The organism is Zestomonas carbonaria, from assembly GCF_904061905.1.
Classification (GTDB): Bacteria; Pseudomonadota; Gammaproteobacteria; order Pseudomonadales; family Pseudomonadaceae; genus Aquipseudomonas; species Aquipseudomonas carbonaria.
Genome location: NZ_CAJFCI010000035.1, coordinates 1 through 23951, shown reverse-complemented (window position 1 = coordinate 23951; position 23951 = coordinate 1). Strand labels below are relative to the sequence as shown.

The window sequence follows — 23951 nt, the reverse complement described above, 5'->3', positions numbered from 1 at the left end:
GCTGACAAGCAAGACGGTGGCGTCCCTGGTCAATCTGGAATACCGGAACCGCTCGTGGAATACCCATGTCACCCGACAGGCGTTACCTATGTCTCCCGACACCTATCACCCATGTCACCCGGCTGAACGCCATGTGCACCGATGGCGCGAGACAGCTTGCCGGAGGACGGTGCGCACGAACGCAAGGCATTGTGCGCTTCAGTGGAACGGGAAGATGTAGTTCATCCATGCCGCCATGCGCAGGAGGATCTTGCGCATCACCGCCACGTGGTGGAAATGCTGGCTGTAGATCGCGGCCTGGCCGTAGGAACCGCCCGGCATCAGGCTGGCGTACTGCGCGTAGTCGGCATCGGTGATCTCGATGATCACCGGCACCCGCCCTGGCGGTGGCGAGCCGCTGAAGCTGATCAGCGTGCCGGAGGGCTGCACCTGCCCCTCGCCGATCACCGCGATCACGTCCTTCACCTGCCCTTTGAAGACCCGGCCGGGGATGCCGTCGAAGGCGACTTCCGCCTCGTCGCCGGCGGTCAGGCGCAGTTGGCTGTTCTGCCGCATCCAGGCGACAAGGTAGAAACCCTCGTCGGGAATGAAGACCATCGACGGCCGCAGCGGGAGCCTGGCAGCGATCATGCCCGGGCGCAGCGACACATGGGTCACGAATCCCTTGCTCGGCGCCCTCACTACGGTGTGGTCGAGTTCGAACTGGGCGATGCCCAGTTGCGCCTGCAGGTCCTCGACCCGCGCGGTGGTGGTGTCGACATCGCGGCGGTTGCCGAAATTGCGCCTGGCCAGCTCGCGAGCCCGGTACTGGTCGGCCCTGGCCGAGACCAACTGGGCCTTGAGCGACTTGAGCCTGTTCTCGAAGGGGGTCGGATCGATTCGGAACAGGACATCGCCTTTCTCCAGCGGCTGATTGCCCTTCACCGGCACTTCGACCACCTGACCGCTGACCACCGGAATGACCGGGGTGGAAACGAAGTAGGTGCGCGCCACTTCGGAATAGGGATGGTTGTAGTTCATCAGGAAGATCAGTGCGCCAATCAGCACGACGCCGCCGAGAACGGCGGTCGGCACTGTCCACTTGTTCAACGGGATGCGGAAGATCTTGAAGATGGCGACACAAATGGCCGCATAGGTGAGGACGAGCAGCAGGTCCATGGCTTATTCCTCCCGGCCCGCGGTGGGGCTCGCGGCCGTCTGGCCCTCCAGCCGTTCGATGCGCTGGCGCAGTTCCTCCAACTCGCTGAGCAGCTCGGCTTCCCGGCTGCCTGCGCCCTTGCCGGCGGAGAAGCCCCAGCCGCGATCCTCGCGGTACAACATGGCCCAGATCCACAGGAAGGGCCACAGGGCGTGCAGCGTGAACAGGCTGACCCAACCGGCGGCGTGGATCGCGTCCTGGTGGGGATGGTTGCGGTGTTGGGCGATCTCGTAAGGAATATCGTGCAGAACGATGATGCCGTAGAACAGCACGATGCCCACGAAGATCAAGAGGCCCAAGGCGAAGTAATCCAGCATCCGAAGTTCCTTCTGAGTGCTCCTGGAATTGGCCCGGCGTGTTGGCTACGCGGACGCGGTTTTCCTCGGGAGCCGTCCGCAGGTTCGTCTGAGTATGGATGATCCATGGCGGATTGCCGGTCATCGTCCCGGCGGCCGCTCCCGGGGAGTTTCGGCCGTGGAGATCGCCTGGAACTTCCACGCCGAGCGACGACCGCCATCTTGTCCGGCAAAGTGCCACGCCTCATCCATACTCGATTGACCTGCCACCACCGTGCGGCAGGCGGGCATCTCGACACAGGCGGAGATGGCAATCGGGTTTGCTGACGGGAGGGTGCGATGTCCAAGGCCGCGGGGAAGAAAAGCAAGGGTGGGCCGCCGGAAAAGCTCGGCAGGAAAGCCTACGAGGAGGAGCTCAAGCGCCTGCACGTCGAGCTGGTGAAGCTGCAGATGTGGGTGGTCCAGCAGGGGTTGAAGGTGTGCATCGTCTTCGAGGGGCGCGACGGTGCAGGCAAGGGCGGGGTGATCAAGGCGATCACCGATCGAGTCAGCCCACGGGTGTTCCGCGTGGTGGCGTTGCCGGCGCCGACCGAGCGGGAAAAGAGCCAGCTCTACGCGCAGCGCTACCTGGCGCATCTGCCGGCTGCCGGCGAAGTGGTGATCTTCGATCGCAGTTGGTACAACCGCGCAGGCGTCGAGCGGGTGATGGGCTTCTGCAGCGAACAGCAGGCGCGCAAGTTCCTCGAGGTGGTGCCGCTGTTCGAGCGGATGATGGTGGAGTCCGGAATCATCCTGATCAAGTACTGGCTGGAGGTCAGCGCCGAGGAGCAGACCCGCCGCCTGCAGGATCGCATCAGCGATGGGCGCAAGCTGTGGAAACTCTCGCCCATGGACCTCAAGTCCTACTCGCGCTGGGATGACTACACCCGCGCGCGCGACGAAATGTTCGCCGCCTCCGATTCATCCTGGGCGCCTTGGCACATAGCGCGCTCGGAGGACAAGCGCAAGGCGCGCTTGAACATCATCAGCCACTTCCTGCAGCAGATTCCCTACGAGGACATCACTCGCGGGCACAAGGTGACGTTACCCAAGCGCGGCAAGATCGGGAAGTACAAGGCCGCCCCTTATCCTTTCAAGATGGTTGCCGAGAGCTTCTGAACCAAGGAGGCAGATCATGAAGCGATACCTGCAAGCAATGCCCCTCCTGATGCTGGCGTGGCTCGTCGGCTGCGCCGACAATCAGGTCAAGCCGGACGAATACTCCGGCTTCCTGCAAGACTATTCGCGCCTGACCGCTCAGGAGAACGTCTCCGGCACGACAGTGCTGGCGTGGGTCGACCCGAACCTGAAACTCGAGCGCTATACCAGCTTCTACATCGAGCCGGTGCAGTACTACCCACGGCCGGCACCGTCCGAGCGGTTGTCGCAGCAGACCCTGGACGGTATCGCCAGCTACTACAGCCAGGCTCTCAAGCACGAGCTGGGCCAAGCTCTGCCGGTGGTTGACTCGCCGAACAGCGACAGCCTGGTACTGCGCCCGGCGATCACCGCGGTGGGCAGCCAGACCCAGTCGCTCAAGCCCTACGAGGTCATTCCCATTGCCCTGGTCGCCGCGGGCGTCAGTACCGCTGCCGGTATTCGCGACCAGGACACCCGGATCGCCACCGAGGCGAACTTCCTCGATGGCGACACCAGCGCGGTGGTCGCCCAGGTGGTACGCAAGGGAACCGGCCAGCCGCTGGAGAGCTCCGCGCAGACCATCAGCGTGCAGGACGTCAAGGGCGTGCTCGACGGCTGGGCGCGAGACATGCGTTTGAGCTACACACGGTTGCGTCACCGCTAGGCCGAATCGACATTCGGCCCTGAGCCTGGTGTCCCGCTTGCGAGACGGGCTCCCTGGCATTGCCTCTCGGCACGCCTCCCGGCAGGCGTGCCGCTCCCTGTCATGAAATGAAAAGCCGCTGTCGCGGGATGAGAAGCACCCGTCCCCGCGCCTGCCTAGAGTCCGCTGCATGGGCCATCGGCCCGATACGCAACATGCAGATTGGAGAACAGGCATGGCCAAAGCCGTCCGCTTCTACGAGACCGGTGGACCGGAAGTATTGCGCTACGAGGATGTCGAGGTCGGCGACCCCGGCCCGGGCGAGGTACGCCTGCGGCACGTCGCCGTCGGCCTCAACTACGCCGATACCTATTTCCGCAACGGTACCTATCCGATTCCGCTGCCGAACGGCATGGGCGTGGAAGCCGCCGGCGTGGTGGTGGCGGTGGGCGAAGGCGTCGACAACGTGGCGCCGGGCGACCGGGTCACCTACACCGGCTTCCTCAACACCCTCGGCGCCTACAGCACCGAGCGGCTGATCCCCGCCGCACCGCTGATCAAGCTGCCGGAGACCATCGCCTTCGAGACCGCCGCGGCGATGACCATGCGCGGCCTCACCTCGGCCTACCTGATGCGCCGCATCCACGCCTTCCGCGAGGGCGACAGCATCCTCCTGCACGCCGCCGCCGGCGGGGTCGGGCTGATCGTCTCGCAGTGGGCCAAGCTGCTCGGCCTGACCGTGATCGGCAGCGTGTCCACCGCGGCCAAGGCCGAAGTGGCGCGCGCCCATGGCTGCGATCACGTGATCAACTACAGCGACGAGGACATCGCCGCGCGGGTCCGCGAGTTGACCGGCGGGCGCGGCGTCGACGTGGTGTTCGACAGCGTCGGCAAGAACACCTTCATGGCCTCGCTGGACTCGCTCAAGCGCCGTGGCCTGCTGGTCTGCGTCGGTACCGCCTCCGGGCCGATCCCGGCGTTCGACCCGGTGCTGCTGGCGATGAAGGGCTCGCTCTACATCACCCGCCCGGCGCTGGCCGACTACATCGCCGACCCGGCGGAGAAGGCCGAACTGGTCGGCGAGCTGTTCGACCACGTCGGCAGCGGCCGCATCCGCATCGACATCAACCAGCACTACGCGCTGGAGGATGCCGTCCAGGCGCATCGCGACCTGGAAGCGCGGAAGACCACCGGCTCGTCGATTTTCGTGCTCTGAGGAGACCACCATGCGTGTCGAACGACTGACCTGCAGCATCGGCGCCGAACTCATCGGCGTGAACCTGGGCGACGCCGCCCGCGACGATGACCTGTTCGGCGAGATCCGCCAGTTGCTGCTCAAGCACAAGGTGCTGTTCCTCCGCGACCAGGACATCAGCCGCGCCGAGCACGTCGCCTTCGCCCGTCGCTTCGGCGAGCTGGAAGACCACCCGGTGGCCGGCAGCGATCCGGAGCACCCGGGGCTGGTGCGCATCTACAAGTCGCCGGACGCCCCCAACGACCGCTACGAGAACGCCTGGCACACCGACGCCACCTGGCGCGAGGCGCCGCCGCTGGGCTGCGTGCTGCGCTGCGTGGAATGCCCGCCGGTGGGCGGCGACACCCTGTGGGCGAACATGGCGCTGGCCTACGAGATGCTGCCGGCCGGGATCAAGGAGCGCATCGCCGACCTGCGCGCGCGGCACAGCATCGAGGCGAGCTTCGGTGCGGCGATGCCGATCGAGAAACGCCTGGCGCTCAAGGCCATGTACCCGGACGCCGAGCACCCGGTGGTGCGCACCCATCCGGAGACCGGCGAGAAGGTGCTGTTCGTCAACGCCTTCACCACCCACTTCAGCAACTACCACACGCCGGCCAACGTGCGCTTCGGCCAGGACGCCAATCCCGGCGCCGCCGACCTGCTGCGCTACCTGGTCAGCCAGGCCTACATCCCGGAGTTCCAGGTGCGCTGGCGCTGGCAGCCCAACAGCGTGGCGATCTGGGACAACCGCAGTACCCAGCACTACGCGGTGATGGACTACCCGCCTTGCCACCGCAAGATGGAGCGCGCCGGGATCATCGGCGACAAGCCCTTCTAGGGTCTGTCAACGCTCCGTCGCGGTTCGTGCCGAAGCGTTAACAGCCCCTAACCCTTTTGCCCGGTCCCGCCCCACCGTCGCGGGGCCAGGCGTTTCGACAAGAACGAACCGAGGACCCCGACCATGCAATTCTTCGACGACTCGCTGCACCCGGAAAACCAGGACAAGGTGGTCATCACCGTCGCCCCCTACGGCCCGGAGTGGATGCCGGCCGACTTCCCGGAAGACATCCCGGTGACCATGGACGAGCAGGTCCAGAAGGCCGTCGACTGCTACGAGGCAGGCGCCACCGTGCTGCACCTGCACGTGCGCGAACTGGACGGCACCGGCTCCAAGCGCCTGTCGAAGTTCAACGAGCTGATCGCCGGTGTCCGCGAGGCGGTGCCGGAGATGATCATCCAGGTCGGCGGCTCGATCTCGTTCGCCCCCGAAGGCGAGGGCGAGGCGGCCAAGTGGCTGTCCGACGACACCCGCCACATGCTCGCCGAGCTGACTCCGAAGCCGGACCAGGTCACCGTGGCGATCAACACCACGCAGATGAACATCATGGAGCTGCTCTATCCGGAATACCTGGAGGGCACCTCGCTGGCCAACCCGGCCTACCAGGCCGCCTACAGCGAGATGACCGTGCCGGCCGGCCCGGCCTGGGTCGAGGAGCACCTGCGCCGGCTGACCGCCAACGGTATCCAGCCGCACTTCCAACTGACCGGCATGCACGCCCTGGAAACCCTCGAGCGCCTGGTGCGCAAGGGCGCCTACAAAGGCCCGCTGAACCTCACCTGGATCGGCATCGGCGGCGGCTTCGACGGCCCCAACCCATTCAACTTCATGAACTTCGTGCACCGCGCCCCGGACGGCGCCACCGTCACCGCCGAGTCGCTGCTGAAGAACGTGCTGCCGTTCAACATGATGGCCATGGCCATGGGCCTGCACCCGCGCTGCGGCATCGAGGACACCATCGTCGGCCAGCACGGCCAGCGCATGACCTCGGTGGAGCAGATCCAGCAGTGCGTGCGGGTCGCCCACGAGCTGGGCCGCGAGGTGGCCAATGGCAAGGAGGCGCGCGAGATCTACCGGATCGGCGTGCAGTACGCGAGCATCGAGGAAACCCTGCTGGCCAACGGCATGTCGCCGAACCGCCGCGCCGGGCAAAAGGGCGTGCCGCAGCGCGCCTGAACCAGTGAGTGGCCCGGAAACGGGCCGTTCCGGCCGGGGCGCCCACGCCGCGCCCCGGCCGTTTCAGGTTGCGTGCGAAAGAGCGCCTTCGCGGTCAATGCCAGTCACGACATGCCGGGCTTTGAAAGCAGCGGGATAGCCGCTTGACTGACTGGTATCAGCCTTCGCGGGTGCTCTTTCGCAGGCCACCTGTATCGACCAGAACAATAAGACGAAGCACCGCTTCGAGGTACCACCATGGCTTTCCATCCCGTCGCCGCCGGCGACCACGACGACCATACCCCCAGCGTGCCGCGCGCCTACGCCTGGGTGGTGTTCGCCCTGACCTTCGGCCTGCTGATCTCCGACTACATGTCGCGGCAGGTGCTCAACGCGGTGTTCCCGCTGCTCAAGGGCGAGTGGGCGCTGAGCGATGCCCAGCTCGGCCTGCTGAGCGGCATCGTCGCCCTGATGGTCGGCCTGCTGACCTTCCCGCTGTCGCTGCTCGCCGACCGCTTCGGCCGGGTGCGCAGCCTGGCGCTGATGGCCGTGCTGTGGAGCCTGGCCACCCTCGGTTGCGGCCTGGCCGACAACTTCGAACAGATGTTCGTCGCCCGCTTCCTGGTTGGTGTCGGCGAGGCCGCCTACGGCAGCGTTGGCATCGCCGTGGTGCTCTCGGTGTTCCCGCGCCATCTGCGCGCCACCCTGACCGGCGCCTTCATGGCCGGCGGCATGTTCGGCTCGGTGCTCGGCATGGGGCTCGGCGGCGTGCTCGCCGAGCATTTCGGCTGGCGCTGGGCGTTCGCCGGCATGGCGCTGTTCGGCCTGGTGCTGGCGGTGCTCTATCCGCTGGTGGTGCGCGAGGCACGCATCGGCACACCCCGGGTCCGCGCCAAGGCCGAGAGTGGTGGCGAACGTCCGCTGCGCAGCCTGTTCGCCACCCGCTCGGTGGTCTGCGCCTACGTCGGCAGCGGCCTGCAACTGTTCGTCGGCGCCGCAGTGATGGTCTGGTTCCCCAGCTACCTGAACCGCTACTACCACATGGCTACCGACCAGGCCGGCATGGTCTCGGCACTGATCGTCCTCGCCGGCGGCGCCGGCATGGTGCTGTGCGGCATGCTCAGCGACCGGCTGTGCCGCCATTCCCCGGACCGCAAGATCGCCCTGGCCATCGCCTTCTGCCTGATCAGTTGCCTGCTGCTCGGCAGCGCCTTCCAACTGCCGGCCGGCGCATTGCAGTTGGCGCTGATCGCCCTCGGCATGCTGGTCGCCACCGGCACTTCCGGGCCGGCCGGGGCGATGGTCGCCAACCTCACCCATGTCGCGGTGCACGGCACGGCGTTCGCCACCCTGACCCTGGCCAACAACCTGCTCGGCCTGGCGCCCGGCCCCCTGCTCACCGGCGTTCTGGCCGACGTGCTGGGGCTGGATCGTGCCTTCCAACTGGTGCCGCTGATCAGCATCGCTGCCGCCCTGGTCTTTGCCTACGCCAAGCGCCACTACCACCGCGACATCCAGCGACTCGGCCCACAGCCGCTGCCCGGCTCGCCGATGGGGGTTCAGGCATGAACACGCTGTCGGTGGAGATGAGCTTCGACTTCATCTGCCCCTGGTGCCTGATCGGCAAGCGCAACCTGGATCGCGCGCTGCGCCGCCTGCGGGCCCTGCGTCCGGAGCAGGCGATCGAGCTGCGCTGGCGCGGTAGGCAGTTGCTGCCATTCGTGCCTGCCGAGGGCCTGCCGTTCGCCGAGTTCTACCTGGGACGGCTGGGCAGCGAGTCGGCGGTGCTGGCGCGCCTGGCACAGGTGCAGGCCGCCGCCGCGCTGGCCGGGGTGGATATCGATCTGCAGCGCATCCAGAGCATGCCCAATACCGCCAACGCCCATCGCCTGCTGGAACGCGCCGCAGACCTCGGTAGCCCGGCACAGCTCGAAGCGCTGCTCGAACGGCTGTTCGCCGCCTACTTCCAGCATGGCGAGGATCTCGGCGACCGAGCCACGCTGCTGAGCACGGCGCAGTCCTGCGGTTTCGACCCCCAGTGGCTGGAACCAGTCCTGCGCGATGACGCGCGTCCCTTCATCGAGCGCGATACCGAGCTGAGGGGAACCGGCGTGCCGGGCTTCGTGTTCGGTGGCCGCCTGGCGCAGGTCGGCGCCCAGCAGCCGGAGGTTCTGCTGCACAGCCTGCAACGCGCCTGCGCGCGGGAGCCGTCATGAGCCACTGGGTGGAGATTCCCGCCTCGGCACTGCCGGCTTCCGGCGGTCGCGGCCTGTTCCGGCATGCCGGCCGATGCGTGTTGCTGGTCAACGTCGACGGCACGCTGTTCGCCCTCGACGACAGTTGCCCGCACGCCGGCGCCTCGCTGTTCGGCGGCAAGCTGGACGGCCGCTTCATCCAGTGCCCGGCCCACGGCCTGCGTTTCGACCTCGCCAGCGGCTGCCTGGCCGGCCGCCGCGACCTCGGTGTCGCCCGCTATCCCCTCGAATGGCGCGGCGACGCCTGTTTCATCGATCTCAGCGAATCCACCTTCCAGGTACCCACTCCATGAGCACCACCACCATCGCCGCGCTGGGAACGCGGAGCCGCACACTGATGCCCGGCATCATCGTCAGCGCCATGGTCGCCGCGTCGGCCACCTTCCTCTCCGAACACTATGGCGCGCCGGTGCTGCTGCTCGCCCTGCTGCTGGGCATGTCGATCAACTTCCTCGCCGTCGATGGCGTGTGCAAGCCGGGCATAGAGTTCACCGCTCGCGAGGTGCTGCGCATCGGCGTGGCCCTGCTCGGCCTGCGGATCACCTTCGCGCAGATCGCCGAGCTGGGCTGGCATCCGGTGCTAATGGTGGTGCTGCTGGTCAGCGTCACCATCCTGGTGTCGATCGTCGCGGCCCGCGCCATGGGCTTCAACCAATTGTTCGGCCTGCTCACCGGCGGCGCCACGGCGATCTGCGGCGCCTCCGCCGCGCTGGCCCTGGCCGCCGCGCTGCCCAGCCACCCGCAGAAGGAGAAGGCCACGCTGTTCACCGTGATCGGAGTGTCGGCACTGTCGACCCTGGCGATGATCCTCTACCCGATGCTCGCCCGCGCCTTCGATCTCGACCCGCTGCAGGCCGGGATCTTCCTCGGCGGCACCATCCACGATGTCGCCCAGGTGGTCGGCGCCGGCTACAGCATGTCGCAGGAGACCGGCGACAGCGCCACGGTAGTCAAGCTGATGCGCGTGGCCATGCTGCTGCCGGTGATCGTCTGCGCGGCGATGGTCGCCCGCGCCAGCGGCGCCGAGCCGGGCGCCAAGCGACCGCCGCTGCTGCCCTGGTTCGCCGTCGGCTTCCTGCTGCTGGCGGCGCTTAACAGCACCGGCTGGGTACCGTCCCTGGTGCAGAACGCCGGCAACGAGCTGTCGCGCTGGTGCCTGGTGATCGCCATTGCCGCGCTGGGCATGAAGACCCAGCTCAAGGAGCTGGCCACGGTGGGGATCAAGCCGATCCTGCTGATGGTCGGCGAAACCGCCTTCCTCGCCGCGCTGGTGCTGGCGATGCTGCATTGGGGCGGCTGACCGGTTTCATCGACGCTCTGCCTTCCACAGAGCTTTCAGCCGCGCCGCAGTGTTCCCGTCTGCGTTCGCGGCTTTTTTTGCGTTGTCGATCCGCCATAACGACAAGAAGGATGCCGAACGATGCGAAAGACCCTGTCGCTGCTCTGCCTGCTGTATCCCCTGCTGGCCTGCGGAGAGGCCAGCGATGCCCAGCGCCTGAACGAACTCGGCAGCCGCAGTCGACTGCTCTGCGCCAGCGCGATGGCCTATTTCGATCCGCGGGAGCGGGAGCCCGATTCGCGCGGGCTGACGACGGTCTACCACCAGCTCATGACACTGGAGACGCTGGTGGTCCAGTTGGGGAGTCCGGAGTCGCTGCGCCGGCCCTTGCTGACCATGAAGGGGCTCTTCGAGACCCTCGAGGGCCTGCCGCGCCAGCAGGCGGCGCAGTTCCCGCCACTGGTCCGCCAGTTGCTGGTGGCCGGCGGCACGCTGCGGCAGGCAGCCGAGGCGACGGCGGCCGGCCTGCCGGACGAGCCGTGGGCCGGGGAACTGGGTGCCCAGAGCCAGGCCATCGCGACCCTGCTGCTGGACTACCAGTTGCGCGGTTATCCGCTGCCGGAGCCGCAGCCCTTCGCGCTGGGGACCGACGAGGTGCGGCGCCTAGACGCCGAGGTCGGCCAGCGCTTCGAACGGCTGCAGGCACGCTATCCGCAGCGTGCCGGCGAGCTGGGCAAGATCGACAACACCTACCGCTTCGTCAGGAGCCAGTTGCGCGAGGGCAACGGCCGCCTCAGCGGCGGCGCCGGCTTCTACCTCGCCCGCGCGATCAGCGACCTTGACGAGCTGGCGGCGGCGCCCTCGGACTAAGCCGTCGCGGGCGCCTCAGGCGGGCGGATGCTTGAGGCGTTCGTTACGCCAACTGGCCGGGGTCTGGCCGAACTGGCTGGAAAACCAGCGGGTGAACGAGCTGGGCACCGAGTAGCCAAGCAGGTCGGCGATCTGGCTCAGCGAGTAGCGCGGGTTCTCCATGTAGCGCACCACTAGGCCCCGGCGCACCTCGTTGATCAGTTCGGAGAAGGTCATCCCGCCGTCCTCCAGGCGGCGCTGCAGGGTGCGCACGTTGAGGCCGAGCGACAGGGCGATCTGCTCGATGCTCGCCCGGCCCATGGGCAGCAGCAGGTAGATCGCCTTGCGCACCTCGTTGAGCGTGGTCTGCTCGCTGGCACTCGGCAGCGACTCGACGAAGCGCTCCGCGTGCCGCGCCATCGCCGGATCGGCCAGGGGGTTGGGTTTATCGAGGTCGGCGGCCAGGCAGACGATGCCATTGAACTCGCTGCCGAACTCCAACTGACAGCCGAACACCCGGCGGTGCACCTGGGTTTCCGCCGGCGCGTCGTGGGTGAAATTGACGCTCAAGGGCCGCCAGTGCGCGCCCAGCAGCGCGCTGCACAAACGGAACAGCACGCCGATGGCCAGCTCGATGCCCTGGCGTGACGCCATCGGCGGATCGGAGAGGATTTCCTCGCGGAGGATCACCAGCTTGCCCTGCTCCTCGACGTAGATCGCCAGCGACTCGTTGACCAGGTGGCGGTAGCGGGCGATGGTCGCCAGCGCGTCGCGCAGGGTCGCCTGGTGGGTGAGCAGCAGGCTGATCGCGCCGAAGTCGGCGAGCTGGCGCGACTCGGCCATGCGCAGGCCGAAACTCTGGCACTGGCTGGTCTTCGCGGCGTTTTCCAGCAACAGGAGCGCCGACGCGGTGGGGATGCGTTGCTCGGGGTTGTCGAGGATCGTCAGGCTGAGGCCGACGTCGCGCAACTGCTGCTGCGGATTCAGCCCCAGGTGGCGGGCCACTTCCAGGTAGTTGGTCAAGCCCGCTGCGCGGACCATCATCGTGGTCATGTACCAGGCTCCACGGAGACGCCATGACCAGTGACGGGGCATGCCCGATCCGGCCTTCTTGTCATGAAAAGTTAAGCCTATCTTGCATGTTTACCCGGCCCGGACAAGCCGGAGCGCCGCCACCGATCGGCCCGGCCGGAGCCCCTGTCGACGCCGCGACCCGCGCCGCCCGCGGCCTGGCCAACAATCCGCGCATCACCCGCCGGTACGGGCGTGTCATCAATTGCGAAGTCACTGACGCCCATTGCGAAGCACCCCGCAGGCTGCCTCTCTACTGTCTGTCTCACGGAAAGAACCGCCAGGTGATGACGTGAAAGACAACGCAACAATCCTCATCGTCCCCGGTCTGCGCGACCACGTGCCCGAGCACTGGCAGACCCTGCTCGCCGCCCGCCTGCCCAAGGTGCGCAGCGTGCCGCCACTGACGGAAAACAAGCTTAGCCTGGATGCCCGCGTCGAGGCGATCCAGCACGAGCTGGAGAGCATCGAAGGGCCGGTGATCCTGGTCGCCCACAGCGCCGGCGTGCTGATGGTGGTGCATTGGGCGGCCCGCCACCAGCGGCCGATCCGTGGCGCGCTGCTGGCCACGCCGCCGGACCTCGAAGCCACCTGGCCGGCCAACTACCCCACCCCCGAGACCCTGCGCGAGCACGGCTGGTCGCCGCTGCCGGGCCAGCGCCTGCCGTTCCCCAGCCTGCTCGCGGCGAGCCGCAACGACCACCTGGCCAGCCCCGAGGCGGCTCGCCACATGGCGGCGCAGTGGGGCAGCACCCTGGTCGATCTCGGCGCCGTCGGCCATCTCAACCCCGCGTCCGGCTTCGGCGACTGGCCACAGGCCGACGCCCTCATCCGAGTGCTGGATCACTGATCCGGCCCGGCCGCGGTCGCCGGCATCGCCACGCGACCGGTCCACGGCAGCAAACCATTACAACAAGAAGCGGAGCCAACGCATGACGAACAACAACAAGAGTCCCGTGATCCTGCGCCGATGCCTGCTGGCCTCGGCCGTCGCCGCCGCGCTCGGCGCGCCGGTGGTGCCGGCCATGGAGATCGACACCGGCAGTCCCGACTGGGCGGTGCGTTTCGACAACACCGTGAAGTACAACTACGGCGTGCGCACCGAGAGTGCCGACAAGCGCATGCTCGGTACCCCCAACAGCAACGACGGCGACTACAACTTCCGCCGCTCCGGCACCAACATCACCAACCGCATCGACCTGCTTACCGAGCTGGACGTGGTCTACCGGAACAGCATGGGCTTTCGCGTCAGCGCCGCGAGCTGGTACGACAAGGCCTACGACAACACCGGCTCCAACTCCAACCCCTTCGTCAACGGCAACGATGCGGCGAGCGGCATGGTCGGCGAGCATCCCCTGGTCGGCGCGTTCACAAACCGTGATGGCCTGGGCAACGGCAACCCGCACCTCAGCCGCTACGCCAAGCGCTACTACAGCGGCCCGTCCGGCGAGATCCTCGACTCCTTCCTGTTCTACAGCACCGAGATCGGCGAAGAGTCGCTGCTCAGCATCAAGGCCGGCCAGCACAACGTGTTCTGGGGCGAGACCCTGCTCAACCCGGTGCATTCGGTGAGCTATGGCCAGTCCGGCCTGGACCTGGCCAAGCTGGCGGCGTCGCCGGGCACCGAGGCGAAGGAACTGTTCGTGCCGCGCGAGCAGATTTCCGTCTCGTTCACCGTCAACCCGGAGTTGACCCTGGCGGCGCAGTATTTCTTCAGTTGGGATGCCGCGCGTTTGCCGGAGGCCGGCACCTACTACGGCGGCTCCGACCTGGTGGGCGAGGGCGCGCAGTCGTTCCTGCTCGGCCATACCGCGACGCCGCCGGGCTTCCTCGGCCAGGATGCGCTGACCAACGTGCGCCGCAGCGACGATTACACGCCCGACGACCGTGGCGACTGGGGGCTGATGGCCAAGTGGTCGCCAGAGTGGCTGGACGGCACCCTGGGCGCCTACTACCGCAGGACCTCGGACATCCTGCCGCAAGCCGTACTGGATGCCCGCTCGCTGTCGCTGACCCAGGGCGGCTGCGTGGTGGCGCCGGGCGGAGTGGTCAACCCGCAGGGTACCGGTGTCTGCCGCCTGGTCGAGTCCCTGGCTGGCACCAGCTACAGCTTCGCCTACGGCGACCAGGTCGACATCTACGGCCTGAGTCTGTCCAAGGAGTTCGGCGGGGTCAGCGTCGGCAGCGACCTCAACTTCCGCCGGAACATGCCGTTGGCCAGCATTCCGGCACTGCTCAGCGCCACCGGCCCGGGTGGCCTGGCGGCCGGCCTCGGCGTGCTGCCGGCGCGCAGCGCCGGATCCGGGGTGGTCACCGACCTGCCGCGCGACGGCGACAGCATGAGTGCCACCGGCGACACCCTGCACTGGACCATCAACGGTCTGATGGCCATTGCCGATACGCCCTTCTTCGACTCCGCCAGCCTGCTTGGCGAGCTGTACTACAGCAACCTGATCAGCCTCGATAGCAAGAACGAGGCGCTCTACAAGGGCAAGGGCACCTACCGCGGCATCGACAAGCCGACCCGCGACAACTGGGGCCTGGCGGTCAACTTCACCCCGACCTGGTACCAGGTTCTCCCCGGCCTCGACCTGAGCGCACCCATGTCGATCAACCTCGGCCTCGACGGCGTTTCCCCGGTCGTCGCCGGCGGTGCCGAGGACACCGGCAACTACTCGGTGGGCCTGAGCGCGGCGATCTACAACAAGTACTTCGTCGACCTCAAGTACGTGGACTCCTTCGGCGATGCGCAGAAGTGCGACGACGGCGCCACCGACGGTGCCACGCCGAATGCCCTGGACGCTACCGAGCGCTACACCTGCTACGCCGGCGGCTACTCCTCCTTCTCGGGCGGCGGCGCCACCACGGAAGACCGTGGCGCGGTCTACCTGACTTTCAAGACCACCTTCTGATTACCGCAGCGCTTGGCACAGCCAAGCAGGAGACCTACGAGATGAAATTCGTACCCACTCTGATGGCGGCTTCCCTGGTGGTGGCCTTCGCCGGTTCCGCCCAGGCCGCCGTATCGCCGGCCGAAGCCGCCCAGCTCGGCGCCAGCCTGACCCAGGTCGGCGCCGAGAAAGCCGCCAGCGCCGATGGCAGCATCCCCGCCTACGAGGGCGGCCTGACCACCGCCCCGGCCGGCTTCAAGCCGGGCGACAGTATCCGTCCCGATCCCTTCGCCGGCGAGCAGCCGTTGCTGGTGATCGACGGCAAGAACGTCGCCCAGTACCAGGAGCAACTGACCGCCACCAGCGTCGAACTGGCCAAGCGTTACCCGAGCTTCCGCATCGACGTCTACCCGACCCACCGCACCGTGGCAATGCCCCAGGCGGTGCTCGACAACAGCGTGAAGAACGCCACCGGCGCGAAGTCGCTGAACGGCGGCCTGGCCATCGACAACGTGCTGCCGGGCGTACCGTTCCCGATCCCGCAGTCCGGCGCCGAGGCGATGTGGAACCACCTGCTGCGCTACCAGGGGGTGACCATCAACTCCAAGTACGACTCCTGGAACGTCGATGCCGCTGGCGTCGCGACCCTGGCCACCACCGGCATGGCGTTCATCAACTACCCGATCTACGAGAACCTCAGCCAGCCGATCGACAGCACCGGCGTCTACTACCAGATGAAGCTGTACTACACCGGCCCGGCACGCCGCGCCGGCGAGGCGATCATGCTCAAGGACGCGGCCAACGCCGTCGAACAGCCGCGCCGCGCCTGGCAGTACCTGCCCGGCCAGCGCCGCGTGAAGCTGGCGCCGAGCCTCGCCTACGACACGCCGAACCCGGGCACCGCCGGCGCCGGCACCTACGACGACGTGTTCGTCTTCAACGGGGCGCTGGACCGCTACGACTGGAAGCTGGTCGGCAAGCGCGAGCTGATCGTGCCCTACAACACCTACAAGCTGACCTACGCCGCCGACCCGAAGCCGGTGATGACGCCGAACCACCTGTCGCCGGACTTCGTGCGCTGGGAGAAGCACCGCGTCTGGGTGGTCGAGGGCACGCTGAAGGCCGGCGCGCGGCACGTCTACGCCAAGCGTCGTTTCTACCTCGACGAGGACAGTTGGGTGGCCCTGGCCTCCGACCAGTACGACGCGCGCGGCGAGCTGTTCCGTGGCTCGTTCGCCTTCCTCAGCCAGAGCTATGACAAGCAGGTGCCGGACTCCACGCCGTTCATGGTCTACGACCTGGTGGGCAACTCCTACAACATCAACGGTATCGTCGGCCCGTACGGCGGCATCCGCTACATCGAGCCGCTGACCAAGGCGCAGTGGTCCGCCGAGTCGCTGGCCGGCGCCGGCATCCGCTGAGAGCGCCGCTCCCGGCCGCCGTCCCTCACGAGGGGCGGCGGCCTTCCGACTTCGAGGTACCCCTTATGTTGTCTTCCAAGCGGATCGCCCGCGCCCTGCTGCTGGCGGCGCTGCCCGCGCTCGGCCAGGCGGCGCCCTTCGTCGACGTGCTCGACCTGCCGGCGCAGCACAGCGAACTGGCCGTGCGCAGCCCGCTGCTGGCTGTCACCCACGCCGGCGCACGGCTGGTCAGCGTCGGCCAGCGTGGCCACATCCTGTATTCCGACACTGCCGGGCAGACCTGGCAGCAGGCCGAGGTGCCGGTCAGCGCCGACCTCAACGCCGTGCATTTCCCCACCCCGGCGCAGGGCTGGGCAGTCGGCAACGACGGCGTGATCCTGCACAGCGTCGACGGCGGCCGTAGCTGGCAGAAGCAACTCGACGGCCGCCGGATCGGCGCGCTGATGGTCGAGCACTACGCAGCCCTGGCCGCCGCCGAGCCGGAACAGCCGCGCTGGGCCGAGCTGCTCGCCGAAGGCCAGCGCTTCGTGGATGAGGGCGCCGACAAGCCGCTGCTCGGCGTCTGGTTCGCCGACGAGCGGACCGGCTACGCAGTCGGCGTATTCAACCTGATCCTGCGCACCAGCGACGGCGGCCGGCACTGGCAACCGCTGCTGGACCGCGTCGACAACCCGCAGGGCTTTCACCTCAACGCCATCGCCTCCACCGGCGACGGCCTCTACATCGTCGGCGAGCAGGGCCTGGTGCTGAAGTGGGATGCCGGGCGCGAGCGCTTCACCAGCCTGCCGTCGCCCTACCAGGGCACCTTCTTCGGCGTCATCGGCCGGCCCGGCGAGGTGCTGGTCCACGGCCTGCGCGGCCACGTGTTCCGCAGCCGCGACGGCGGCCGGAACTGGCAGGCGCTGGACAGCGGCCTGCAAGTCAGCATCACCGCCGCCACCCTCGATGCTCAGGGGCACTACCGGCTGTTCACCCAGGCCGGACACCTGCTACGCGACGACGGCAACGCCCTGCAGCTACTGACGCAGGCCCAGCAGGCGCCGGTGGCCGGTGCCGTCGCGGTGGACGACGGCCTGGTGCTGGTCGGCGGCCACGGCGTGCGCCGGCTCACCACGCAATAACCGAACAGACAGCGAGGACCCGAGATGGGCACCATCAAACAAGACACCATGCCGGTGATCAGCGACCCGCGCGACTTCGACCGACGCAGCGGCAACCTGCTGGAACGCCTGGTGTTCAACCATCGCCTGCTGTTCGTGCTGGTCATGGCATCGCTCACCCTGCTGCTCGGCTACCAGGCGGCGACCCGCCTGGAGCTGCGGCCGAGCTTCGAGAAAATGATTCCCCACGGCCAGCCATACATCCAGAACTTCCTGGAGAACCGCCAGTCGCTGCGCGGGCTGGGCAACAGCGTGCGGGTGGTGGTGGAGAACACCCGGGACGACATCTTCGACCCCGAGTACCTGGAGGTGCTCAAGCAGGTCAACGACGAGCTGTTCCTTGCCCAGGGCGTCGACCGCGCCTGGATGAAATCGCTGTGGAGCCCGGCGGTGCGCTGGACCGAGGTCACCGAGGAAGGCTTCCAGGGCGGCCCGGTGATGCCCGACGGCTACGCCGGGCGGCCGGAGGACATCGAGCAGTTGCGGCAGAACATCAACCGCGCCGGCATCGTCGGCAGCCTGGTGGCCAGCGACTTCAAGTCGAGCATGCTGGTGGTGCCGCTGCTCGACCGCGCCACGGCCAGCGGCCAGGGCATCGACTACCACCAGTTCTCCCGCCTGCTCGAGGAGCGGCTGCGCGACAAGTACGAGTTCCCCGGCGACAGCCGGGCGCGCCAGGCCGGAGAGGATGGCGGCGGCCAGTACAAGATCCGGGTGATCGGCTTCGCCAAGCTGGTCGGCGACCTGATCGACGGGCTGATCCAGGTGATGATGTTCTTCGGCCTCGCCGTGCTCACCTCGCTGGCGATCATCTACCTGTACACCCGCTGCGTGCGCAGCACCCTGCTGGTGGTCGCCTGCTCGCTGACCGCGGTGGTCTGGCAGCTCGGCATCGTCGCCTGGCTGGGCTACGCCATTGATCCGTACTCGGTGCTGGTGCCGTTCCTGATCTTCGCCATCGGCGTGTCCCACGCGGCGCAGAAGATGAACGGCATCATGCAGGACATCGCCCGTGGCACCCACAAGCTGGTGGCGGCGCGCTACACCTTCCGCCGCCTGTTCCTCGCCGGCGTCACCGCGCTGCTCGCCGACGCGGTGGGCTTCGCCGTGCTGATGCTGATCGACATCCCGGTGATCCAGGACCTGGCGATCACCGCCAGCATCGGCGTCGCCGTGCTGATCTTCACCACCCTGCTGATGATGCCGGTGGCGCTGTCCTACGTCGGCGTCGGCCGCAAGGCCGCCGAGCGCGCCCTGCGCATCGACACCAACGCCGCCGCGCACCGTGGCTTCGGCCACGTCTGGGACTTCCTCGACCGCTTCACCACCCGGCGCTGGGCGACCGGCGCGGTGCTGGTGGCGGCGCTGATGGGCCTCGGCGGTTTCTGGGTCGCCCTGCAGTTGCAGATCGGCGACCTCGACAGCGGCGCCCCGGAGCTGCGCGCCGACTCGCGCTACAACCGCGACAACGCCTACATCACCAGCCACTACGCGCTGTCCAGCGACCTGTTCGCGGTGATGGTGAAGACCCCGCCGGAAGGCTGCCTGAACTACCAGACCCTGGTACTCGCCGACCGCCTGGCCTGGGAGCTGCAACAGCACCCGGGGGTGCAGACCACGGTGTCGCTGGTCAACGCTGTACGGCAGATCACCGCCGGCACCTTCGAGGGCAACCCGAAGATGAACAGCCTGCAGCGCAACCAGAACGTGCTCAACTACGCCGCCCAGCAGGCTTCGGTGAACACCCCCGAGCTGTTCAACACCGACTGCTCGCTGATGCCGGTGATCGCCTTCCTCAAGGACCACAAGGCGCAGACCCTCGATGAGGTGGTGGCAATCGCCGAGCGCTTCGCCCGCGAGAACAGCACGCCGGAGCACCAGTTCCTGCTCGCCGCCGGCAACGCCGGCATCGAGGCGGCGACCAACATCGTGGTGCGCGAGGCCAATCGCACCATGCTGTTCTACGTCTACCTGGCGGTGATCCTGTTCTGCCTGATCACCTTCCGTAGCTGGCGCGCGGCGCTGGTGGCGCTGCTGCCGCTGGTGCTCACCTCGATCCTCTGCGAGGCGCTGATGGTGGTCATGGGCATCGGCGTGAAGGTCGCGACCCTGCCGGTGATCGCCCTCGGCGTCGGCATCGGCGTCGACTACGCGCTGTACCTGCTCAGCGTGCAGTTGCACTACCAGCGCCAGGGCCTGTCGCTGTCGGACGCCTACAAGAACGCGGTGGCCTTCACCGGCCGGGTGGTGGCGCTGGTCGGCATCACCCTGGCCGCCGGGGTGGTCGCCTGGGCCTGGTCGCCGATCAAGTTCCAGGCCGACATGGGCATCCTGCTGACCTTCATGTTCCTCTGGAACATGCTCGGCGCGCTGATCCTGATCCCGGCGCTGTCGCACTTCCTGCTGCCCAGCGCCGGGCAGACCCGCACGGAGAGGAAGAAGAGCCGCCGCGCCGAGGCGGTGCCGGCCTGAGCGGCGGCCGGAAGCGGAGAAACGGCGACATCGTGAACCTGGGCATTACGCTGGAGAAGGACGGCTTCATCGCCGACTCCAGCAAGATGTACCGCATCGGGCAGATCGCCCCGCACGGTCAAGCCCGGTGCCCGGCTGGGCGATATCGGCCACAGATACGCCAAGGACGCCCGTCCCCCTGCGACTCAGGCGGTGTACCGGTTGCTTTCACGAAACTCCCGAGGCCCCATGCCGAATAGTTGGCGGAAGCAGCGATGGAAGTGGGACAGCGTCTTGAACCCGCAGGCCACCGAGACCTCCGTCAAGGATTTGTTCGCCTGTTGCAGCAATTGACGCGCGCGGGTGAGGCGCAACTCCATGTAGTAGCGGGGCGGGGTGGCTTTCACGTGCCGGCAGAAGAGTCGCTCCAGATGACGTTTCGAGATCCCCACATAGCGTGAAATCTCCCCGACATCCACGGGCTCCTCGATGTTGTTGTGCATGAGTTCCAGGGCGAGCTTCAAGGCTTCCGGCAAGGTCGGGTCCAGGTCGATCGCCACCACCGAGACATCCAGGGCCTCCCGCAACTTGTCACAGCTAAGCACTTCCTGAACCGCGCTGATCAGTTCCTCGCCCGCGATATGGCGAACCACCTCCAGCATCGTTGAGATAGAGTTTGCGGTGCGCATTGGCACGTCAAAGTCTTCTCGGGCGATACCCTCTCTCATATTCGATAAAGTCAAGCAGTGAGATGGCTGCGTCACGAAGTGTCGCTTCTGGATATTTCCTGCAAAATGCGATTACGAAAGCCTCTTTTTGACTTCGATCAAATTTTTTATGAACCAGATCGTTCCACTCGGAAATTTCAGGATGTTGGGCGCTCAAGAAACCCTCCAGCCAAATTGTCGAGTCGTGTAAAAGATTTAGCCTCGTGGCTTTTTTGAGCAATGGGCAGGGTGTGCCGCCCAAGTCAATAGCCGACACGAAGGAGTCGGCCATTGCTTGAGTAGAAGTTATTAGTAGTACTAAGAGCAGATTCTTCAAGATTAAAAGGAGATGGGCGGAGGATTTATATTCACTGGCATGTTCTGCGTTGTGCAAGGAAAATACCCTGCCGGAGGTGGACACCACATTATCATTGCAGAGGAATAGCCTGCGTAAGACGTCGCTGGTAGGAAAATATACGTAACAAGAGTTGTGAGTAGAATTCTTTTCATAATTTAATCCTTCCTTAGATGTCTTCGTCGAGCGGGATGTAAATCTGATTTAATAGATTGTGTTTGCCGGAATCATCCTTATGGCTTTTACGCTGTAAAGAAGTTGCGGTTTTAGATGCTTCGTGAATCTGTTGCATTACAATTTTTAGACTTTCTGTGGGAGATTTCCGGATGGCTTCCTCAGCCATGTAGTCAGCACCGACATCGTCACCCTGGTACCGCCTGGCCTGGCTTTGCGCCATCAAAATTTCAGCTTCCATGATGGGCTTTAATTCGAGTTTCTCCCATTTGTAGCTTTCATTCACACTCAATGCCAGATTGAGAGTGTTCTCAGCAGCGACGAAGTCACCTTTGAGTATCTGAATCTGCCCCAGTTGAGTATAGAAATGGGGAGCAGCAGGGTTTCCGAGCTTAATCGCCTCAAGTGCAGCAGACTCTGCCTTCTTCAAGACTCTGGTTTGCTCGAGCGTATCGGTGGGTGAAAGTTGAGTAGCTTGCTGGGAATAGGAAAGTGCTAGCTTGCTGTAAATTTCTGAAAGCCTGCTATTATCTGCCCCGATCAATGAAGCCTCTAAAACTTCTGTAGCCTTGTCGAAACTCCCGAGCCTGATATAACTAGTGCCCAAGTACTCACTAATTTCGCTATCGTTTTTCGCATCAGGGAGTTTCTTGTTGATGTAGGCTATGGCTTCCGCATCACGGCGTAGTTCTGAAAGGCAACCAGCTTTGATCTTGATGTAGACTTTCCAGTCAGGGGAGCTTGGAGATGGCTCACTAATGGAGTTGAGTCTTGGGAGGGCTTGGCTACATGATTTGAACCAACCTTGGCTTTTCACTTGGTTGGCAATATCCAATATCGAGTCTGCATGAGCAGAGCTCTGGATAAAGAGAAGCGAAAGCGTGATCGTACTAAGCGCTGAAACTCTCATTACTTTACCTTCCATGGTTGTGGATAATGTTCAAGAGAATTAATTTAATGCCAAAAAAATATTTATAGCATAGTAAAAACGTATGTCAAATAAAAATCATTAGCATTTGCCTGTCGATTGCCTTGCCAATATCAGCACGTCAAATCCAATCCCAACGGACGTGGATGGAAAAGGGAACCATCCATTAGGGAAAGCCGGCGGTTGCAGGAGCCGAGTGCAACACGGCTATTGAGTTGAAGCCGGAGTTTCATGTCGCATAGCTATGGTTTTGTGCATCACTTCTCCCATGCCATCGATCGAGCATTTGAAGTCGAAGCGCTTGCGGGGCGCATGTTCAATTGCAGAACGATGGCATCCAACTCCTCCTGGTTATGTACCGACAGATCTGTGCCCATGGGTAGGTACTGGCGGATCAGGCCGTGGATGTTCTCATTGCTGCCGTGCTGCCAGGGGCTGTGCGGGTTGCAGTGATCATCCACCCTACGGTTTGGGATGTGTGGGGCGGCAAGTTGTCGAGCCGGCACGGCATGCCGGCAGTCCGCCCCCGCACAACCTGCACCGTCACCGCCGACTATGTTGCGGCTAACTGTCGGTGGAATCCGAGGTGGGTGACATGACGATGAGTGGCAGTTGTCTGTGCTGGGCTGTGCGCTACGAGATCACTGGTTCGTTCAAGTTGCTGGGCAACTGCCACTGTTCGATGTGCCGCAAGGCGCACGGGGCGGCGTTCGTGACCTGGGGTATCGTCGATCCGGACCAGTTCCACTGGGGCGCGGGCAAGGAATTCGTCCACGGCTACGAGTCGTCACCGGGGAATAGGCGGTGTTTCTGCAAGCAGTGCGGGTCGCCGTTGGTGAGCACCCATGGCATCGTCAAGGCGATGGCTCCCGCCCTGCCCAGGTGCGCCAGGTTCTTGCATTTCAGGACGCTTTCGAAGGAAGAGTTCATAGGGTTACTCACTGACAGTCGGCCATGAAGCGATGCCCGGTATCGTCGCAGCGAAGCACGGACACCCCATAGCCTTATCCGCCTGACAAGGACAAGGGAAGTGCCGCCCTCGACGTTCTCTCCCGGGCAACCGGACTACACAACTTCTTCCGCCCGGCCAGGTCGCCTTCCGAACAGCAGCCCGAAGAAATGCTCGCAGCTCGGGCTGGCCGGCAAGTCGGAAATCGCCTGCCGGAAACCTCCAGGCGGTGGCCGGCAATGTACTGAGCGCGGCCTTCTGGAACATGGGAGAAAACTGTTCGGCCGGCTCACGGCTGATCGTCCACCGCTCCGTGAAGGACGCGCTGCTCGAAGAAATGCTGCACCAGCTCGAAGACTGGACCACCGGCGACCCGCAGGACCCTTCCGTCCGCCTGGGCGCACTCATCGAGCAGGCCCACATGGAGAAGGTGCTGGCGCACATCGAGCAGGCCAAGGCCGAAGGCGCCCGCCTGGTCACCGGTGGCGTGCGCCTGTTCCCGGAAAGTGGCGGCTATTTCGTCGCGCCAACCATTTTCGACGACGTGACCAATGCATCGTCCGTGGCCCGGGACGAGATCTTCGGGCCGGTCCTGGCGGTGATCACCTTCGACACCGAAGAGGAAGCCATCGCCATCGCCAACGACACCTGCTACGGCCTCGCCGCCTCGCTCTGGACCGATGACATCAACACCGCCCACCGCGTGTCCTCGGCCATCCGCGCCGGCACCGTGTCGGTCAACTGCTTCTCCGAAGGCGACATCTCCACCCCCTTCGGCGGCTACAAGCAATCCGGCTTCGGCGGCCGCGACAAATCGGTCTACGCCCACGACCAATACTGCGAACTGAAGACCACCTGGATCCAACTGTCCTGGCCCCGGGCAGACGGAGAGAGAAGTCCCCCACCGAACCCCGC

General features: G+C 65.5%; 23 protein-coding genes and 2 pseudogenes. 18 read left to right on the top strand and 7 right to left on the bottom strand.

What is annotated here, in order from left to right; translation table 11 throughout:
• Positions 1-198: 198 nt before the first annotated feature.
• Both PSEWESI4_RS08660 and PSEWESI4_RS08655 read right to left on the bottom strand, forming a co-directional pair.
• Positions 199-1158, bottom strand: a complete 960-nt coding sequence (locus PSEWESI4_RS08660; RefSeq protein ID WP_187670799.1) for an HlyD family secretion protein — start codon at positions 1156-1158, stop codon at positions 199-201.
• A 3-nt stretch (positions 1159-1161) separates the two neighbouring features.
• A complete protein-coding gene (locus PSEWESI4_RS08655; protein WP_187670798.1) occupies positions 1162-1515 on the bottom strand; it encodes a DUF3302 domain-containing protein in 354 nt (117 codons plus the stop codon).
• A gap of 318 nt (positions 1516-1833) precedes the next feature.
• Between PSEWESI4_RS08655 and ppk2 the strand changes: the two genes are divergently transcribed.
• The 10 genes from ppk2 to PSEWESI4_RS08605 all read left to right on the top strand — a co-directional run bounded on the left by ppk2 (position 1834) and on the right by PSEWESI4_RS08605 (position 10950).
• Positions 1834-2652, top strand: coding sequence for a polyphosphate kinase 2 (gene ppk2, locus PSEWESI4_RS08650; RefSeq protein ID WP_187670797.1), 819 nt, complete (start codon positions 1834-1836; stop codon positions 2650-2652).
• Between the two features lie 16 nt (positions 2653-2668).
• Positions 2669-3337, top strand: a complete 669-nt coding sequence (locus tag PSEWESI4_RS08645) for a DUF3313 domain-containing protein (protein WP_187670796.1) — start codon at positions 2669-2671, stop codon at positions 3335-3337.
• 214 nt (positions 3338-3551) lie between these two features.
• Positions 3552-4532 carry a quinone oxidoreductase family protein gene (locus tag PSEWESI4_RS08640; RefSeq protein ID WP_187670795.1) on the top strand — a complete coding sequence of 327 codons (981 nt, stop codon included), beginning with the start codon at positions 3552-3554 and terminating at the stop codon, positions 4530-4532.
• A 10-nt stretch (positions 4533-4542) separates the two neighbouring features.
• On the top strand, positions 4543-5391 hold the full coding sequence (locus PSEWESI4_RS08635; RefSeq protein ID WP_187670794.1) for a TauD/TfdA dioxygenase family protein: 849 nt from the start codon (positions 4543-4545) through the stop codon (positions 5389-5391).
• Positions 5392-5514: 123 nt separating this feature from the next.
• Entirely contained in the window at positions 5515-6567 is a 1053-nt protein-coding gene (locus tag PSEWESI4_RS08630) for a BKACE family enzyme (protein WP_187670793.1), read from the top strand.
• 237 nt (positions 6568-6804) lie between these two features.
• Positions 6805-8115: an MFS transporter gene (locus PSEWESI4_RS08625; RefSeq protein WP_187670792.1), complete on the top strand. Its 1311-nt coding sequence runs from the start codon at positions 6805-6807 to the stop codon at positions 8113-8115.
• Positions 8112-8762: a DsbA family protein gene (locus PSEWESI4_RS08620; RefSeq protein ID WP_187670791.1), complete on the top strand. Its 651-nt coding sequence runs from the start codon at positions 8112-8114 to the stop codon at positions 8760-8762. Before PSEWESI4_RS08625 ends, PSEWESI4_RS08620 begins: the two co-directional genes overlap by 4 nt.
• Positions 8759-9094, top strand: a complete 336-nt coding sequence (locus PSEWESI4_RS08615) for a Rieske (2Fe-2S) protein (RefSeq protein WP_187670790.1) — start codon at positions 8759-8761, stop codon at positions 9092-9094. The genes PSEWESI4_RS08620 and PSEWESI4_RS08615 overlap by 4 nt, the downstream gene beginning before the upstream one ends.
• Positions 9091-10101: a YeiH family protein gene (locus tag PSEWESI4_RS08610; RefSeq protein ID WP_187670789.1), complete on the top strand. Its 1011-nt coding sequence runs from the start codon at positions 9091-9093 to the stop codon at positions 10099-10101. Before PSEWESI4_RS08615 ends, PSEWESI4_RS08610 begins: the two co-directional genes overlap by 4 nt.
• Before the next feature lie 120 nt (positions 10102-10221).
• Complete coding sequence (locus PSEWESI4_RS08605) at positions 10222-10950, top strand: hypothetical protein (protein WP_187670788.1); 729 nt, start codon at positions 10222-10224, stop codon at positions 10948-10950.
• Between the two features lie 15 nt (positions 10951-10965).
• Here PSEWESI4_RS08605 and PSEWESI4_RS08600 read toward each other — a convergent pair whose 3' ends face one another.
• The gene (locus PSEWESI4_RS08600) at positions 10966-11970 is read right to left on the bottom strand and encodes an AraC family transcriptional regulator (protein WP_187670822.1); all 1005 of its coding nucleotides are present in this window, start codon (positions 11968-11970) and stop codon (positions 10966-10968) included.
• Between the two features lie 322 nt (positions 11971-12292).
• Here PSEWESI4_RS08600 and PSEWESI4_RS08595 point away from each other — a divergent pair, with 322 nt between their 5' ends.
• The 6 genes and pseudogenes from PSEWESI4_RS08595 to PSEWESI4_RS25400 all read left to right on the top strand — a co-directional run.
• Complete coding sequence (locus PSEWESI4_RS08595; protein ID WP_187670787.1) at positions 12293-12850, top strand: RBBP9/YdeN family alpha/beta hydrolase; 558 nt, start codon at positions 12293-12295, stop codon at positions 12848-12850.
• Positions 12851-12932: 82 nt separating this feature from the next.
• The gene (locus PSEWESI4_RS08590) at positions 12933-14912 is read left to right on the top strand and encodes a DUF1302 domain-containing protein (RefSeq protein WP_187670786.1); all 1980 of its coding nucleotides are present in this window, start codon (positions 12933-12935) and stop codon (positions 14910-14912) included.
• A 41-nt stretch (positions 14913-14953) separates the two neighbouring features.
• Positions 14954-16312: a DUF1329 domain-containing protein gene (locus PSEWESI4_RS08585; protein WP_187670785.1), complete on the top strand. Its 1359-nt coding sequence runs from the start codon at positions 14954-14956 to the stop codon at positions 16310-16312.
• 65 nt (positions 16313-16377) lie between these two features.
• Entirely contained in the window at positions 16378-17433 is a 1056-nt protein-coding gene (locus PSEWESI4_RS08580) for a WD40/YVTN/BNR-like repeat-containing protein (protein ID WP_187670784.1), read from the top strand.
• 24 nt (positions 17434-17457) lie between these two features.
• A complete protein-coding gene (locus PSEWESI4_RS08575; RefSeq protein ID WP_187670783.1) occupies positions 17458-19944 on the top strand; it encodes an efflux RND transporter permease subunit in 2487 nt (828 codons plus the stop codon).
• Between the two features lie 17 nt (positions 19945-19961).
• Positions 19962-20115, top strand: a pseudogene (locus PSEWESI4_RS25400) (type I methionyl aminopeptidase); the annotation flags it as partial.
• A 14-nt stretch (positions 20116-20129) separates the two neighbouring features.
• Here the strand turns inward: PSEWESI4_RS25400 and PSEWESI4_RS08570 are convergent.
• The 4 genes and pseudogenes from PSEWESI4_RS08570 to PSEWESI4_RS08555 form a co-directional block, all read right to left on the bottom strand.
• Positions 20130-20612 (bottom strand): helix-turn-helix domain-containing protein, encoded by a 483-nt coding sequence (locus PSEWESI4_RS08570; protein ID WP_235978904.1) that lies wholly within the window; start codon positions 20610-20612, stop codon positions 20130-20132.
• Positions 20613-20619: 7 nt separating this feature from the next.
• Complete coding sequence (locus PSEWESI4_RS08565; protein WP_187670781.1) at positions 20620-21051, bottom strand: hypothetical protein; 432 nt, start codon at positions 21049-21051, stop codon at positions 20620-20622.
• Between the two features lie 103 nt (positions 21052-21154).
• Positions 21155-22084, bottom strand: coding sequence for a tetratricopeptide repeat protein (locus PSEWESI4_RS08560; RefSeq protein WP_187670780.1), 930 nt, complete (start codon positions 22082-22084; stop codon positions 21155-21157).
• Between the two features lie 210 nt (positions 22085-22294).
• Positions 22295-22536 (bottom strand): annotated as a pseudogene (locus tag PSEWESI4_RS08555) (transposase); the annotation flags it as partial.
• 146 nt (positions 22537-22682) lie between these two features.
• On the opposite strand from PSEWESI4_RS08555, the gene PSEWESI4_RS25395 reads away from it, so the two are divergent.
• Together PSEWESI4_RS25395 and PSEWESI4_RS08545 are read left to right on the top strand one after the other, a co-directional pair.
• Entirely contained in the window at positions 22683-23045 is a 363-nt protein-coding gene (locus PSEWESI4_RS25395) for a GFA family protein (RefSeq protein ID WP_187670779.1), read from the top strand.
• Positions 23046-23265: 220 nt separating this feature from the next.
• Positions 23266-23951, top strand: a 686-nt coding sequence (locus PSEWESI4_RS08545) for an aldehyde dehydrogenase family protein (RefSeq protein ID WP_210768836.1), incomplete at its 3' end; no start/stop codon positions are given.